The sequence below is a fragment of the Microcoleus sp. PH2017_12_PCY_D_A genome (assembly GCF_020738565.1).
GTDB lineage: Bacteria > Cyanobacteriota > Cyanobacteriia > Cyanobacteriales > Microcoleaceae > Microcoleus.
Window position 1 is genome coordinate 1 of the sequence record NZ_JAEQCI010000037.1, and the last position, 15,703, is coordinate 15,703.

Sequence of the window (15,703 nt, forward strand, 5' to 3'; positions counted from 1 at the left end):
GCAACAATTAGGGCAACTAATTTCTAATGTCATATCACGCTATGGGAAACACTTCTCTAATTATAGCTTACTCCGATCCTTTCCTTCAGGGCACTACCCGTCGCGGCAAATACGTAGCTTTTTTTACCGCAGATGCAAGCATAGAGACGCAGTTGAAGAAGGGCTGTAAGTGCGTGCAATTGCCAGCTATATTGGCTAAGTGGCTGAAAGTAGAAATGATAAAGGTACGAGCATGGCATCCATCCGCGAGTTGCACCGACAACTGGTCAATAAAGAACGCTCTGCTGTGGAAATTACTCAAGAAGCATTAGACCGAATTACCCAGCTAGAGCCGAAATTGAAAAGCTTTCTGTGCGTGACAGCAGACAGCGCATTGGCCGAGGCCCACAAAGTGGATGCCCAAATTGCAGCAGGCGAAACAATTGGGTTGTTGGCCGGCATCCCGATCGCCGTTAAAGACAATATGTGCACTCTAGGCATTCCCACAACCTGTGGATCTCGGATTTTGGAGAATTTTGTGCCTCCCTACGATGCAACCGTCGTCTCCAAACTCAAAGCAGCCGGCGCCATCATTCTGGGCAAGGCGAATATGGACGAGTTTGCCATGGGGAGCTCGACGGAAACTTCTGCCTATCAAGTTACCGCGAATCCTTGGGACTTGGAGCGCGTGCCCGGAGGTTCTTCTGGCGGTTCTGCAGCAGCGGTAGCCGGCGGAGAATGCGTCGTTAGCTTGGGTTCGGATACTGGGGGTTCGATCCGTCAACCTGCTGCTTTTTGCGGTTTGGTGGGGCTGAAACCGACCTATGGATTGGTTTCTCGTTACGGTTTGGTGGCCTACGCTTCTTCTCTCGATCAAATCGGGCCCTTTGGCCGGAATGTTGAGGATACGGCGATTTTGTTGGGGGCTGTCGCTGGTTATGACAGTAGAGATTCCACGAGTCTCAATGTCCCAATTCCTGACTACGCCCAAGCTTTGAGACCCAGTTTGCGACCGAAGGGTCAGATTAGAATTGGTGTAATTAAAGAAACTTTTGGTGTAGGGTTGGATGCGGCGGTGAAAGACGCTGTTACAAAGGCGATCGAGCAATTTCAACAATTGGGCGCAGAAATTCAAGTCGTTTCTTGTCCCCGGTTCCGCTACGGTTTGCCCACTTACTACATTATTGCTCCCTCGGAAGCTTCGGCGAATTTGGCGAGATATGATGGAGTTAAGTACGGTTTCCGATCGCCCGATCCCGACAATCTTTTGGATATGTATGCCAAAACTCGGGCTCAAGGGTTCGGTGCGGAAGTTAAACGCCGAATTGCGATCGGTACTTACGTGTTGTCCGCTGGATATTACGACGCCTATTATCTCAAAGCTCAAAAAGTTAGGACTTTGATTAAAGAAGACTTTGAAAAAGCTTTTTCTCAAGTTGATGTTTTGGTCTGTCCCACTGCTCCGACTACGGCTTTTAAGGCCGGCGAAAAATTCAACGACCCCCTGAGTATGTATTTATCAGATTTGATGACTATTCCGGTGAATCTTGCTGGTTTGCCAGCTTTGAGTTTGCCCTGCGGATTTGATGATAAAGGACTGCCGGTGGGCATACAACTGATTGGTAATGTTTTGCAAGAATCTCGGCTGTTTCAAGTCGCTCATGCTTACGAACAATCCACCAATTGGCACTTGCGTCATCCAGAATTGGATTAATTTTTGAAATTAGGCGGAACGCTGCTGCGGAAGTTAGTAATCGATCGAAAGCTAATCATCTGAATTAATCATTTGTTATTAGTTTTTGACCGATCTCTAATTCCCCGCGTGCCCTATTTTCTATGAACAAGTTACTGGTATTTCTTTTGTCTAAACCCCTCATAACTTTTGGGATAGTTTTGGCGATCGCTTATTCTGCTGCTTGTGTATTTCTATTGGCGGCGCAAGGTAAGTTTATCTTTTTTCCGGCGCGGGCGATCGAAACTACTCCCGACGATTTTCAGTTGAAATATCAAGATGTTTGGCTGCCAATTCCAGCTAAAACAGGGGCGGTGGAAACAGTCCACGGGTGGTGGATTCCGGCCTCGGAAAACCCCGGCAAGTTTCGGGGGGAAGTAAGAGAAGCCGAGACGGTTCCTCTATCGGAAACCCCCCCCAGCCCCCCCTTGTTAAGGGGGGGAGCAAGAGGGGCTGTTCCTGTCCCCCCCCTTAACAAGGGGGGGTTAGGGGGGGTTCCGGTTCCTGGACTTAACAAAGAGGGGTTAGGGCGGGTAGTTTTGTACTTGCACGGTAATGGTTCAAATGTGGGAGCAAATGTGGAACACGCTAATCGATTTCATCGGTTAGGTGTGTCGGTATTTCTGATCGATTATCGCGGTTACGGCAAAAGTCAAGGCGATTTTCCGAGCGAATCTCGGGTGTATGAGGATGCTCAACAGGCTTGGGATTATTTGGTGAAACAGCGCGGGATTAATCCGAATCAAATTTATATTTACGGTCATTCTTTGGGAGGGGCAATTGCGATCGATCTGGCAGTGCGCCACCCGGAGGCGGCTGGGTTAATTGTGGAGGGTTCTTTTACTTCGATACGGGCGATGGTGAATTTCCAACAACCGCAGTTTTTGATGTTTCCGATAGATTTGTTGCTGACGCAGCGGTTTGATTCTCTGTCAAAAGTCGATCGCCTGCAAATGCCGGTGCTATTTATTCACGGGACTGCTGACAGTGTGGTTCCAGCCGAAATGAGCAAAAAACTGTTTGATGCAGCACCCGAGCCCAAACAGCTTTACATGGTTCCCAATGGAGGACACAATAATGCGGCACAAATCGGCGGTGCAGAATATCTGCAAAGAGTCAGGCAATTTTTGGATAGTTCCAAGTAGGTAAAAGTTATTGTAGCCGAGTCTCAGAAAGATGAGGTATGACTGGGCATGGGGGATGGGGCTCCGTGGGCTCCGTGGGCATGGGGCATACCTCACCACGCGATCGAACCGCTATATATCGCAAGAAACCGGGTTTTTGAGTTTAGTTTGTAGTAATTAGTGACGCATGGGGGGTGAGAAACCGGGTTTCTATGAGTTTTGGGTTTGGTAACGAGAACTCTCGGAAGAAACCCGGTTTCTGGCTTCGCGAGTGCGATCGCCCATATGCAATTCAAACCCACAACAGCTTAAGACTTAATTCAACCTTAAAATATCTAACCACCAGTCATTGACGGCACGGCAGTAATTGCAGTAATTGTTCGAGCTAACCGGTTGTTGTTTGTTAACATCACAACCTCGCCGAGATATTTTGCGGTTCGGCATCCGGGCGCCGCAGAAATTGGCATCTGTAAGATTAGCTTTGTTCAATCTCGCATCGCTCAAGTCGGCCCCTCTGAGGTCTGCACCGCTGAGATTTGCACCGCTTAAATCAGCTTCTTTGATGTCTGCACCGCTGAGATTTGCACCACTAAAATCGGCATTTCTCAGATCGGTGCGACTTAGTTTAGCTGCGCTCAAATTACTGCATTTTAAGTTGGCCAACTGGAGAGATGCGTCGATCAGAGAACTCTCGCTGAGGTTAGCATTTTCTAAGTTTGCTCCCCTGATGTCAGCCCTGCTCATGTCGGCTTTGCTGAGGTCGGCGTCGGCCAAAAAGGCGTTTTTCATGTTGGCGTTGTTTAAATTAGCTTCCATTAAATCCGCCGCAGTCAAATCCGCATCCACTAAGTCGGCCCTGCTGAGAGTGGCGCGGCTCAAGGAAGCGCCAAACAAATCTGCACGGCTCAACGAAGCCCCAAATAAGTCGCATCCGGGACATCCTCTTGTTGCTAGCAGCCGCTTGATTAGAGGCAGATTTTGAGCTTGTAAGGGAACTGCTGCGCCAAATGGGAGTAACAGAATCACTGCTGCCAGAATTGTCAGTTTAATTTTTGTCATCAGGTGTTGCGCGTTTAAATTGTATATTTCAATTCCCTATCAAAATTAGTCAAATTCTCCGATATTCTCCGATTTTCCCCTGTTTCTTTTCTCCATTCTCCACCTCGAACATAACAGACTGTGCAGATGCAAGCAAAGCTTAGTCGGGGTAATTCCTCTAACTGCCTTCGATCGCCTAGTTTTCTGCTGGAATAACGCGCGCGGGGCTAAAAACAGGGTTTATTGGTAGATTTTTCGCTGTCAAACCCCATATTTTTAGCAGAAACGGCGTTGTTTGCAGCAGTCCTAGTCTAGTCCATTGACCAAGAATTTTTTGATGGTACCCGCCACGTGATTTATCCGTGGAATCAATCCAAAATCTAAAATCTAAAATCCTCAAGGCCCCGAATTTATCCGTGGGGTCGCCTCCAAAATCTAAAATCTAAAATCCAAAATCGAATGACGGGGCACGGCGGTGTGAGGTTCGCCGGCGATCGCCTTTGCGGATATTACTTACTCCTTTAGGATGAGAGCGATTACCTCAAATCAGCTTTGCAGGCTACCGGCGAGCCGCAGTTCGCAGTGATTCAATGCCTTGTATTTTCTAGTTTGCGACGGCTGGGGTAAATGGCTGGCTCCGGCAGTGGTTCGGTAATTTCTGGTGGATGCAGGCGGATTTTGATGCTATTGCGATCGATCTCCGTACAGGCGATCGGTAAATAAGCCAATTGGCTTAGACTCTTAAGACATATTGCTGATGCGATGCCTTCTGTAAAAAAGATAGCATTTTGTTGTGATCGCCGAAATTATACCGAACAAGCAAGTATAAAAAACGACAAGGTGTGTCGGCGGGTGTGAAAATTGGACACAACTAATACTTTCAGACGAGGAAAATCAATGTCGAACAGCATAGATCAACTGGCAGAAGGCGGCAGAGGGATCAAACTCATGTGGCAGATTGCAGACGAGCTGAGTTACACCCGGACTTTCGACGGTCGAAATTGTTTGTCGCTGAGCAAAAGTTACGAAGTAGAAAGTCGATCGCGATCGCAAAATATAAAAAAGGCTAGCCCTTTAGATGGGTTCATGAATTTGTTAAAAAAGAAGTGGGATTGGCAAGATGACATAGAGCAGGAAGCAGAACTGAATGAAAGTTCTGTTAAAAACATCAACCTGCAAGTCAACACAGATGTGAATGCTTTAACTAGAGTTTTGGATTGGTTCGAGCAGTTGCAAGATGTATCGATCCCCACTGAGGCTTGGTTCCAATTTCAGTTAGCTTTAGCTGAAGGTTTCACTAATGCAGTTCGCCACGCTCACAAAAATCTGCCCGTAGAAACTCCTATTCAACTCCAAATTACGGTATTTAACGGACACTGGGAACTCAAAATTTGGGATTGCGGCCCGCGTTTTGATTTTGATGCTAAGCTCGCGGAAATTATCATAGCAGATAGAAAATGCTTGGCTGATTTAGAGGTTTTGAACGATACTTGCTTGATACCTAGCAGACCGGCAACTTTGGAAATATCTCAGTTTCGGATTGCTGGGTAAAGTAACAATTAACAGACTGGCACGGTTGAAAATGTGTTATGCTAATAACGGTGTTAGGGAAAGAGTTAAGGGTTGTTTATCCGCGCAGGTCACTGGTTTTTAATACTAGCGATCTGCTGCGGAGAGGGTTAAAAGCTATGGGCTTGGGTGAGTCTCTAGCAGTTCGACAGAAAAGGGTTCCTTTGTCAAATTAGGCATGAAAAATTCAAAATAAAAAGTTAAAAATTATTCACATTAATTTTTAACTTTTTAATCTATCATGGTATCTGGTCGCTCACCAAATACTAATGATTTCCAAAGAAAGTTTATTTGTGCTGTCTCTATTTCCCTACTTGGGTTTTCTCTGGTTTTTGACAAAATCTGGAAAAACACCTCGTTTAGCTCTGATGGGATTTTACGGGACTCTGGTTTTTGTGGCCGTGACTATTCCTGCCGCAATTTACGCAAAAGTTGCCTACAACGAGTCGCTAGCAAATGTCGATTGGCTGCACGGTTCTGCGGAACTATTCTTGACACTTGCCAATATTTTAGTAGTTTTAGGCTTTCGGGAAGCGGTGATTAAAGCCAAAGCATCCTCACAGAATGGTGGCGAAAAGCAAGAGTGTCTTGCAGACGCGGGAGAATAAGCCGTTAACTGTTTATACAATTTTTCTAAAATCGTGCAACACTCTTCGACCCCCCCAGCCCCCCCGCTGCATTGCGGGGGGGACAAGAATACTGTTGCATTCTTTTTTTAAATTGGTATTAGTCTTGGACGCAGGCGGGGTCAAAAACCAGGTTTCTGTCTTAACCTCTATGGCTCACAATTGGTAATTTTGGGTAGAAACCGGGTTTTTACGGTGAAGCGCGTCCTAAAGTTAACTGTAGAGATAGCAATTGGCGATCGGCTTGCCCTGCAAAATTTCACCAAAGCATTAGAATATTTAGAACTACCATGTTGCTAAGTTTAGCTTTGGTGGGAATCTCCAGGCAGGAACACAGATGAGCTATTGCCTCAATCCCCATTGCCAGAAGCCGCAGAATCCTGATTCAACCAAGTTTTGTCTGGCGTGCGGCTCAAAATTGCTGCTGAAAGAGCGTTACCGCGCCCTTCAACCTATCGGTGAAGGAACATTTGGCCGCACTTTTTTAGCTGTCGATGAAGATAGGTTGAAAACTCGCTGCGCCATCAAACAATTTTTTCCCCACCTTCAAGAAAAGGCAGAATTAGAAAAGGCAACTGCACTGTTTAAACAAGAAGCTCATCGGCTTTACGAACTCGGGGAACACCCGCAGATTCCAAGTTTGCTGGCTTCTTTTGAAGATGCAAAACACCTGTATCTTGTCGAAGAGTTAATCGAAGGAAATAATTTGTTTCAGGAGTTGCAGCAGCGGGGAGCTTTTAGCGAGGAACAAATTTGGGAATTGTTGATTAATTTGTTGCCTGTTTTGCAATTTGTTCACGAGCAGCAGGTGATTCATCGGGATATTAAGCCGGAAAATATTCTGCGGAGAAATTCCCAAACTCTCTCGACTTTTGGTAATGGAAAAAAAGGGATAATTCGGGCCGGGTGTCCTGCTGTACAGGGGAAGCCCAGGGGGGGTCAGTTTGTGCTGGTAGATTTTGGGGTGGCCAAGCAGATTAGCGCTATTTCTGAGGCGAAAACTGGTACGATAACGGGAACTGCTGGCTATGCGCCGATCGAACAAATCCGCAGCGGTAAGGCCTATCCGGCGAGCGACCTTTACAGTTTGGGCGTTACCTGCATTCACTTGCTGACTGGGGCGGTGCTGAATGATTTGTTCGATGCTTTGGAATGCAAATGGATTTGGCGATCGCACTTAGCACAAAAAGGCATCAAAGTCAGCCAAAAATTAACAACTATTTTAAATAAATTGCTCAAAGATTCGGTAAGAGAGCGATATCAATCCGCCGCAGAAGTGCTGCACGACTTGGTAAAATTTGGGCAATATCCCCGATCGCAAATTGCCTATAACTATCGCACCAAAATAGCCATTAATTCGTCTGTAACTCACTCGCAGACAACGACAGCAACCGCCGTTTCTGCCGCGCCACCCCAGAATGTGCAGGTGACAACCGCAGCTAGCAACCCGCAATTATTGTCTCATAACTGGCAGTGCGCGCGCATTCTTCACGGTCATGCAGACTCGGTTAATGCTATTGCAATTAGCCCTCAAGGCAATATTCTCGCTAGCGCCAGCGATGATAAAACAATTAAGCTGTGGAACCTGCAAACAGGAGAATTAATCCATACTTTTTTCGGTCATTGCGCGACGGTTGATGCGGTGGCTATCAGCCCCGATGGGAGAATGCTGGTTAGCGGCAGTTTTGACAGAAAAGTTATTGAGTGGAAGCTGGATAAAAAGGCGATGATTCGCGAGTTTTACAGCGATTATGGGTCGCCGTACAGTCACCGCTACGGCTCCGTATATTCGGTGGCTTTTAGCTGCGATGGAGGAGCCATTGCGAGTGCGAGCGGGGACAAGAGTATTAAGTTGTGGAACCAGCACAACGGAGCTTTAGTTCACAAACTTTCGGGCCATTCTGACAAGGTTTTATCTGTGAGTTTCCGCCCTCAAAGTATGATGCTGGCTAGCGGTAGTGCGGACAAAACTATTAAGGTTTGGCGCCTAGGGATGCGAGAGAGCGTGCGGACTTTTGTCGGACATTCTGATTGGGTTTATGCGATCGCCTTTAGTCAAGATGGTAAGATGATTGTCAGCGGCAGTGCGGACGCTACGATAAAATTGTGGAATCCCGATACCGGGGAATTGATTAATACTTTGATCGGGCATTCTGACGAGGTGATTTCGGTGGCTATCAGTCCCGATCGCGAAACTATGGCTAGCGGCAGTCGAGATGGTACTGTTAAACTGTGGAACTTGCAAACAGGCCTATGTTTGTCGAGTCTTGTGGGGCGCAATCCGGTGGCTTTTAGTCCTGACGGTCAAACTTTAGTCACCGGTGGCGATGGGGATGAAATGTTAATTTGGCGGGCGTTTGTTTAGTTGGGCGAGATAGTTGAGATACTGGGATATGCGATCGACATCTGCGTCAATTAAGCGATTGGCCCAAGAATGTATGTTAAGTTGCGATCGAACTTCTCGAAATATCGCAGCATCCCCCCGACTGTCGAGAGGAAAAACCCAAGCATCAAATCCCGCCGACTTGAGACGGCTAACAGCGCCATCGCCATCTTGTACCCACAATTGACGCTTGATGCGAAGCGGCTGACAGGAATATTCACCGACAACGATTCCTCCGACAGAAACGCTAGCATCCTCTCCACGATTGGAAAGTTCTTGCAAAATAGCTTTCAGAGAATTGAGGTTTTTGACATCTTGCACCTGCGGCGGTGTAAACTTGACAATCACCATTTCTGTAACTTCCACTGGTTTTGTCGATCGTCCAAAGTTGACTGGTTGATTCGCCCAAGAGTTTTGTTTTTCCGGCTGAGTCGCCCAAGAGTTTTGTTTTTCCGATGGCGGAGCCCAAGAATTTTGTGTTTCCGATGGCGGAGCCCAAGAATTTTGTGTTTGCAATGGCGCCGCCCAAGAATTTTGTGTTTCCGGTACTGGGTTCTCGATTTCCTCTGTAACCTTTGGTTCCTCTACAGGCTTTGCAGTATCTACAATGATCTGAATTTCCTCGCCATCCTTCTCAATTTTCCCACTAATCTGTAAGATAGCATTCTCTGTAATATGCTGTTTAACTTCTTCATAACTCTTGGGAAACACAACAGCCTTGATTTGGTGTGTCAAATCTTCTAACTGCAAAATTGCCATCGCATCGCCTTTTTTTGTCACTACAAGTTTGATAGCATTGAGCATGACAATAACGGATACTTTACCCTTTTTCTCGGCTAACTGTGCGAGAGTCACCACATCTGGATCTTGATTGGATTGAAGCAGAAACTTGAGGGGATGCTCTGATACATAAAAACCCAGCAATTCTTTTTCTAAACGCAATTTTTCCTGCGTGTCAAAATCTTTCACAGTTTTTGATTTTGGGGCAGAATCATAGGTATTCGCCGACTTAGCAAAGCTGTTCCCACCTAACAAGTCAAACAGATTACCTTGACCGCTTTCCCGATCTTTTTTGCGGTCTTGGGCCCATTTCATCACCCCTTCAAGGTCATTTATTAATTGACGGCGGTTGGGTACGATTTTATCAAAAGCACCGCAGTGAATCAAGGCTTCTAGGGCGCGACGGTTGACAGAATGTAGATTTACGCGATCGCACAAATCTGGTAAAGACTTAAAATTACCCCCTTCCTTTCGCGCCTCCAAAATATTCTCAATTGCCCCTTCACCAACATTTTTGACCGCCGAAATTCCAAACAAAATTTTATGTTTTTCTGCCTTTGTCATCTCCATAGGAAGTGGCGTAAAAGTAAGTTCAGAACCATTAATATCAGGTGGCTCAACGTCAATCTTCAGTTTGATACAATTAGCAATATATCTCTGTACTTTCTCCTGATCGCCTCGGTTAGCTGTCAGCAGTGCAGCCATGTATTCAACAGGAAAATTTGCTTTTAAATAAGCAGTTTGATAAGTGATATAGGCATAGGCCATTGAATGGGATTTATTAAAGCAATTAGAGGCCACAAGACTATTTTCTAGGATAAAGTTATGTTCTCGTTCCACACCAATGTCATATACTTCTTGAGTTCCTAGTGATTTTCGACTAATAATTTTAACCATGTTTGTAACTCCTGAGAATATCCTCAATTTTAGTCTTTTTTCGTTGCAGCCCCAATCTGGGGTACTGATACACAAAATCATAGAACGCTTGTATGTTTTTTCGACTAAATATTCTCCAATAATAAACTTTTTTAAATTGATGCTCTTGTACAGAACCCATGCCTAAGTGCCTTGCTAGTTCGCAGGCAAATTCAAAGGAACCGACGATGCACACTAAACCGCCACTCCTGCCTTTGTTTGCATAAGCACAACCGTCACCGTCAAAGTAGCCTAACACATAAGACGCTAAATATTTTGAGTTAGGGAAATAAGTAACTCCTGAAAAAGTTCTTCCTGTTATGATGCCGTAGGCATGTAAAGAGCTTGCCAGCTTTTCAGAAGAAAAATTTATTCGGTAGTGAGGAGCATAATTTTGAGGCTGAACAATTCTAATCTCACCCGAATATTGTAGCTCTCTGCTGAGCATTTCTGTAAGTTGTTTGTCAATAGATTCAAAAGCTACATAATTAGTTTGAGTAACGCAGCCATCGGCAGCTATCAAACCTAATAAATAGGCTTTAGCTTGAGAGTCAATTACATCAAAATAGCTTTCATTTAAAGTATAGCGGTTTCGCCGCTTAGTATTAATGTCAGCTTCTTTTAAAACTCTTGAAACCGCTCTCTCGCTTACCCCAAGGTAGTTAGGAATTTCTCGACACTCCATGCCCTGATTAAAAGCAGAAATGATTTGTTCCTTGTGTTCCGATTTTAGTTTCCTATAGTCGAGATACATTTTATAGATGTGAGATGGAGTTGATTTGTTTTAAGTCTAATCCTTTTTCAAAGATTTCGTCAACGGGCAGCATTTGAGCGTCAGCAGTCATAAACTTGTGATCTTTTGTCGCGCGAATTATCGAGCCATCTTCCAGACAATACTCAAAGACCTCCTGCTGACCTCGGCGATGCCGCTGTGCAATTGGCTGTGTATAAATATGGCCATTATTATCAACACTGTAAACATGACATTCAATTTCTTCCTCAACGATTTTGCCAATAGCCATCGGCCCATATTCCACAGTCAATATCTTCGTGTCATAGCTCAAGCAATATTCAGCGAATTGTAGCATTTGCCCGAACAACTCTTCGGCAACTCTTTGAGCGACACCATTCTTAGTTGCCCCATCAATAAATGTTTCCTTTTGCTTCTGCATTTCATCAGCCTTCTTCTTGCCCATGGCGCGGCGCAGCAAGTCAGCTTGACCTAAAGAATAGCCCGCCAAATCTTGAGCCATCCGCATAATTTGCTCTTGGAAACAAAGCGTTCCATAGGTCTCTTTCAAAATCGGTTCTAACAGCGGATGGTCGTATTTAACCACTTCTCTACCGTGTTTGCGATCGATAAATTGTGGAATCAAACCAGCATCCAGCGGGCCGGGACGATAAAGCGCCAGAATAGAAGAAATATCATCCAGACAAGAAGGTTTGATTTTTTTTACTACATCCAGCATCCCAGAAGATTCTAGCTGAAAAACACCTTCTAAATCTCCTTTTTCTAATAGTTGATAAGTCTTTGCTACATCACCGGGTAACTTGTTGTTCCTAGTAAATGTCTCTTGAGCTCTGCGTTCTATGTCAGAAGGTAAGCCTTCAGCATTGATAGTTATATCTTGAGTTTGCTTAACATAATCAACGGTTTTTTGAAGCGTTGTTAAATTTTTTAATCCCAAAAAGTCCATTTTTAGTAGACCCAAAAATTCCAAATCTTCCATGAAATATTGGGTGATTACAGCACCATTATCATTCTTTTGCAACGGTACAATTTCATCAAGGGGGACAGAAGAAATTACCACGCCGGCGGCGTGAACACCATAGGTTTTGTTGGTTCCTTCAATACGAATCGCCATGTCAATCCACTGACGTACTGGAACGTCAGTACCAGTTTCGGCATTAATACAAATTGTATTTTCGTAGTTAGTTTTAAATTCTAGTGCAGGTGTATTATCGGAAATCATTACTTTGAGTTTTTCCGGTTTCCCCCGCGATACTGGAATCATTTTCGCCATCTCATCGGCTTTTTTGTAGGGAATACCTAAAACTCTGGCAACATCTTTCAAAACAGCTTTTGATGTCATCCTGTTAAAGGTAATAATTTGCGCTACGCGGTCTGTACCATATTTGTCTGTAACATATTTAATCATATCGTCCCGTCTTTCGATGCAGAAATCGCTATCAATATCTGGCATCGATTTACGTTCGGGATTGAGAAATCTCTCGAATAGCAGTCCGTGGTGTACCGGGTCTATGTTGGTAATATTGAGGACGTAGGCAACTAAAGAACCTGCGGCAGAACCTCGTCCTGGCCCGACGGGAATATTGTTGTCTCTAGCATATTTCATGTAATCCCAGACGACTAAAAAATATTCAGAAAAACCCATCTGCTGAATCATTTTTAGCTCATATTCTAGTCTTTGTTTGTAGACTGGGGGGATTTCATTTCTGGTACGGGCTTTGAGGCGTTCTAATAGTCCTAGCCAAGATATTTCTTCTACATAGGTATCGGCGGTATGTTCTGGGGGAATTGGGATTGTGGGAATCCGAGCTTCTCCTGTGAGTTCGTATCTTGATACTTTATTTGCTACTTCTAGGGTGGTTTCGATCGCCTCTTTGATCGTTTCATCATCTAAATGATCTCGAAACAGTTGCGCCATCTCGTCGGCGGATTTCAGATATTCTGTGCCGCTGTAGCGCATCCGCTTTTCTTCTTCAATTAGTTTGTTGGTGTTGATGCACAACAAAGCATCGTGAGCTTCTACGTCGTTGCAGGAAATATAGTGAGAATCATTGGTGGCAATTATTTGAATTTTGAATTCGCGGGCAATTTTGACGATTTCAACATTAACCATGCGGTCTTCTTGGGAACCGTGGTCTTGAATTTCTATATAATAGTCTTCTCCAAATACTTCTTTATACCATTTGGCAACTTCGCGGGCAGTATCTAGCTTGTTTTGCAGAATCATTTGGGGAACTTCGCCACCCAAACAAGCGCTGGTAACAATTAAGCCTTCGGAGTATTGTTTGAGGAGTTCTTTGTTGATGCAAGGACGGGCAAAAATACCTCTTTCGGGCATTCCTTTTAAATGGGAAATTGTGGTAAGTTTTACTAAGTTTTTATAGCCTTGGGTGTTTTTAGCTAAAACAACTTGATGGTATTTTCTTCTACCTCGAACTTTGACTTCGATGTCGCCGTTGACGACGTACATTTCATTGCCAATGATGGGCTTGATATTTTTATTTCGGCAAACTTTGATTAGCTCGATCGCCCCGTACATCACGCCGTGGTCTGTAAGGGCGATCGCGGGCATCCCCAATTCCACCGCCCGTTCAGCTAGCTGCTGTAGCTGAGACGCGCCGTCTAGCAGGCTGTAGTCGCTGTGAATGTGCAAGCCAACGAAGGACATAGGGATTTAAAATATTAAGATTTTAGATTCTAAATCTTACACCATTCGCGTGGCAAAGGATAAAATAAAAAACAAAGCTTGTTATCACTTTTGAGATAATTTGGGCTGGGGGGTTTGATACCGCATAAGATGAGTTTGCTATGTATTGATGATTTAATCGGTGAATTATTGTCGATCGCGATCGGGCTTTTACAAACTTGCTTGTTCCAAATAATCTTCCAAATCTTTAACGCGCTGTTGCGTCACTGTGGCTTTGCAAGAAACGTAGATAGGAGCAGCTAAAGTACCGCCTTCAAAGTGCCCTGCTTCATAATTACAAGTTTCATCTCTAAATTTTACCCAAGTACGCTGTGCCGTAGTCAATCTCTGCTTTTGTTTGCTGTTAATTTTTGGCAGAAGTTGCTGATATAATTGATTGAGCTTTGTATCGGCTGCTTTGAACTCTTGACTAGAACAGATAGTCATGTCAACAGTAGTCTGAGGGCTTTTACAGTTTGGCTGTTGGGCTATTTGCACTCGGTTGTTGCTGGCTTGGCCCGGAACCAAAAATCCCGCCGTTAAAAAAAGTAAAATTGCTGTAAATGTTGCCCAGATAGTACGATTTTTCAAGGATTTTTCTCATTAGTTTGTTAGTAATGACTGATTTTCTATCAACTGTCAACTGTCAACTGACTCCTGAGCCGATCGCCAAATCCACCAAGCAGCCGCCCACAGAGTAAAATTACCGATGACAGTCATCGCGGCTTGCAGGGTAACAATCCATTCTAGGGCTGGGGAGTTGTCAAAATAGTGCCACGTACAGGCGCACATAGCGCTGACGAGAGCGGGCAGCATTCCGGCGGAAAGGGCCCACCAAGCTCGGTTTTGAGTGACTTCGCCGTAAGTCCAAATTAACCAGATGGCGGCAATCCACTCGACAACGCTAGAGACATGAATAATCCAGGTAGGAATTGACAAAGCGTGCATTTTTTGTATTGTGAAGGAAGATGAAAGATATATTTTATTGTTGAAAAAAGAATCTATGGATCGCAACAATTCGATATTGTAATAGTTATATTCTCCATCATAAACAAACAAAGAAGTAGAAATGCGAGCAATTTTGTGCGGCTATTACGGAAAAGGCAACGGCGGCGACGAGGCGCTGTTGGCTTCGCTACTGCAAATGTTACCAGATGGGGTAACGCCGATCGTCCTATCTGGCAATCCTGTCGAGACAAATCAGCGGTACGGAGTAGCTGCGCGCGATCGCATGAATGCGTTTGGTGTCCTCGATACACTCCGCAGCGCCGACGCCCTAATCTGGGGTGGCGGGAGTTTAATCCAAGATAGTACCAGCCTTGTCAGCCCTTTCTACTATGGCGGTTTGATGGGATTAGCCCAGCAGATGGGCTTAAAAACTGTTGCTTGGGCTCAGGGAATTGGCCCTTTGAATAAAGAGATTACTCGTAAATTATCTCAGCGGTGTTTTGCTGGATGCACAGCCGTCAGCGTGCGGGATAAGGGCTCAGCTACCCTACTTGCAGATTGGCAAATTCCCTTTACTTTAGCGCCCGATCCCGTGTGGGCTTTAGAAAATTCCCCCGTCTCCGGTTTGTGGGATTTGCCGTCGCCGAGAGTTGCGGTTTGTTTGCGATCGCACTCTACACTAACACCCGCCCGTTTGTCAATCCTAACTCAAGCTTTAGTGGACTTTCAAAAAGCCACTCGCACCTTAATTTTACTGCTACCTTTCCAAGCTTCCCACGACTTAGAAATTGCCAAACATTTACACGAAGCACTGCCGAAAAGAAGCCGCATCCTCAGTTTAGACGATCCGAGGAAATTGAAAGGAGTGTTCCGGGGAGTCGAAATGGCGATCGGGATGCGCTACCACAGTTTAATTATGGCAGCATCCGAAGAATGTCGCTGTTTTGCCCTCAGCTACGATCCCAAAGTTACTCAATTGATGGACGAGTTAGAAATGCCGGGATACTTATTATCAGAATTGCCAGAAGATCCGTATTTAATCAGCAAAACCTGGATGGATCACTATGCCAACGGCGCCGCACTATCGCCGGAAAGGATAAAATTTATTGTAGGGCGATCGCTCTTTCATAAGGAAGTATTGCAAACCGCACTCCAGTAATCTCATTCAGAGG

General features: G+C 45.0%; 13 protein-coding genes. 6 read left to right on the forward strand and 7 right to left on the reverse strand.

Features of this window, described 5'->3' with window-relative positions:
* Window positions 1-232: 232 nt before the first annotated feature.
* Window positions 233-1,693 carry an Asp-tRNA(Asn)/Glu-tRNA(Gln) amidotransferase subunit GatA gene (gatA, locus tag JGK39_RS11290; RefSeq protein ID WP_293249202.1) on the forward strand — a complete coding sequence of 487 codons (1,461 nt, stop codon included), beginning with the start codon at window positions 233-235 and terminating at the stop codon, window positions 1,691-1,693.
* A 122-nt stretch (window positions 1,694-1,815) separates the two neighbouring features.
* The gene (locus JGK39_RS11295; protein WP_293249002.1) at window positions 1,816-2,856 is read left to right on the forward strand and encodes an alpha/beta fold hydrolase; all 1,041 of its coding nucleotides are present in this window, start codon (window positions 1,816-1,818) and stop codon (window positions 2,854-2,856) included.
* A 294-nt stretch (window positions 2,857-3,150) separates the two neighbouring features.
* On the opposite strand, the gene JGK39_RS11300 is transcribed toward JGK39_RS11295, so the two are convergent.
* Together JGK39_RS11300 and JGK39_RS11305 are read right to left on the reverse strand one after the other, a co-directional pair.
* The gene (locus tag JGK39_RS11300; RefSeq protein WP_293255890.1) at window positions 3,151-3,894 is read right to left on the reverse strand and encodes a pentapeptide repeat-containing protein; all 744 of its coding nucleotides are present in this window, start codon (window positions 3,892-3,894) and stop codon (window positions 3,151-3,153) included.
* A 566-nt stretch (window positions 3,895-4,460) separates the two neighbouring features.
* On the reverse strand, window positions 4,461-4,601 hold the full coding sequence (locus JGK39_RS11305) for a hypothetical protein (protein ID WP_293255893.1): 141 nt from the start codon (window positions 4,599-4,601) through the stop codon (window positions 4,461-4,463).
* Between the two features lie 169 nt (window positions 4,602-4,770).
* Here JGK39_RS11305 and JGK39_RS11310 point away from each other — a divergent pair, with 169 nt between their 5' ends.
* From JGK39_RS11310 to JGK39_RS11320, 3 genes are all read left to right on the forward strand, one after another.
* Window positions 4,771-5,424 carry an ATP-binding protein gene (locus JGK39_RS11310; protein ID WP_293255896.1) on the forward strand — a complete coding sequence of 218 codons (654 nt, stop codon included), beginning with the start codon at window positions 4,771-4,773 and terminating at the stop codon, window positions 5,422-5,424.
* 287 nt (window positions 5,425-5,711) lie between these two features.
* Window positions 5,712-6,050: a DUF3593 domain-containing protein gene (locus tag JGK39_RS11315; RefSeq protein WP_293255899.1), complete on the forward strand. Its 339-nt coding sequence runs from the start codon at window positions 5,712-5,714 to the stop codon at window positions 6,048-6,050.
* A 355-nt stretch (window positions 6,051-6,405) separates the two neighbouring features.
* A complete protein-coding gene (locus JGK39_RS11320) occupies window positions 6,406-8,433 on the forward strand; it encodes a serine/threonine-protein kinase (RefSeq protein ID WP_293255902.1) in 2,028 nt (675 codons plus the stop codon).
* Here the strand turns inward: JGK39_RS11320 and JGK39_RS11325 are convergent.
* From JGK39_RS11325 to JGK39_RS11345, 5 genes are all read right to left on the reverse strand, one after another.
* Complete coding sequence (locus tag JGK39_RS11325) at window positions 8,410-10,128, reverse strand: OB-fold nucleic acid binding domain-containing protein (RefSeq protein ID WP_293296402.1); 1,719 nt, start codon at window positions 10,126-10,128, stop codon at window positions 8,410-8,412. The genes JGK39_RS11320 and JGK39_RS11325 overlap by 24 nt on opposite strands.
* Window positions 10,121-10,900, reverse strand: a complete 780-nt coding sequence (locus JGK39_RS11330) for an LAGLIDADG family homing endonuclease (protein WP_293296404.1) — start codon at window positions 10,898-10,900, stop codon at window positions 10,121-10,123. Before JGK39_RS11330 ends, JGK39_RS11325 begins: the two co-directional genes overlap by 8 nt.
* Window position 10,901: 1 nt before the next feature.
* Complete coding sequence (locus JGK39_RS11335; RefSeq protein WP_293296406.1) at window positions 10,902-13,565, reverse strand: DNA polymerase III subunit alpha; 2,664 nt, start codon at window positions 13,563-13,565, stop codon at window positions 10,902-10,904.
* Window positions 13,566-13,754: 189 nt separating this feature from the next.
* Complete coding sequence (locus tag JGK39_RS11340) at window positions 13,755-14,174, reverse strand: lysozyme inhibitor LprI family protein (protein WP_293296407.1); 420 nt, start codon at window positions 14,172-14,174, stop codon at window positions 13,755-13,757.
* Window positions 14,175-14,222: 48 nt separating this feature from the next.
* The gene (locus JGK39_RS11345; RefSeq protein ID WP_293296408.1) at window positions 14,223-14,531 is read right to left on the reverse strand and encodes a DUF2499 domain-containing protein; all 309 of its coding nucleotides are present in this window, start codon (window positions 14,529-14,531) and stop codon (window positions 14,223-14,225) included.
* Between the two features lie 121 nt (window positions 14,532-14,652).
* Between JGK39_RS11345 and csaB the strand changes: the two genes are divergently transcribed.
* Window positions 14,653-15,690, forward strand: coding sequence for a polysaccharide pyruvyl transferase CsaB (csaB, locus tag JGK39_RS11350; protein ID WP_293296410.1), 1,038 nt, complete (start codon window positions 14,653-14,655; stop codon window positions 15,688-15,690).
* Window positions 15,691-15,703 lie beyond the last annotated feature (13 nt).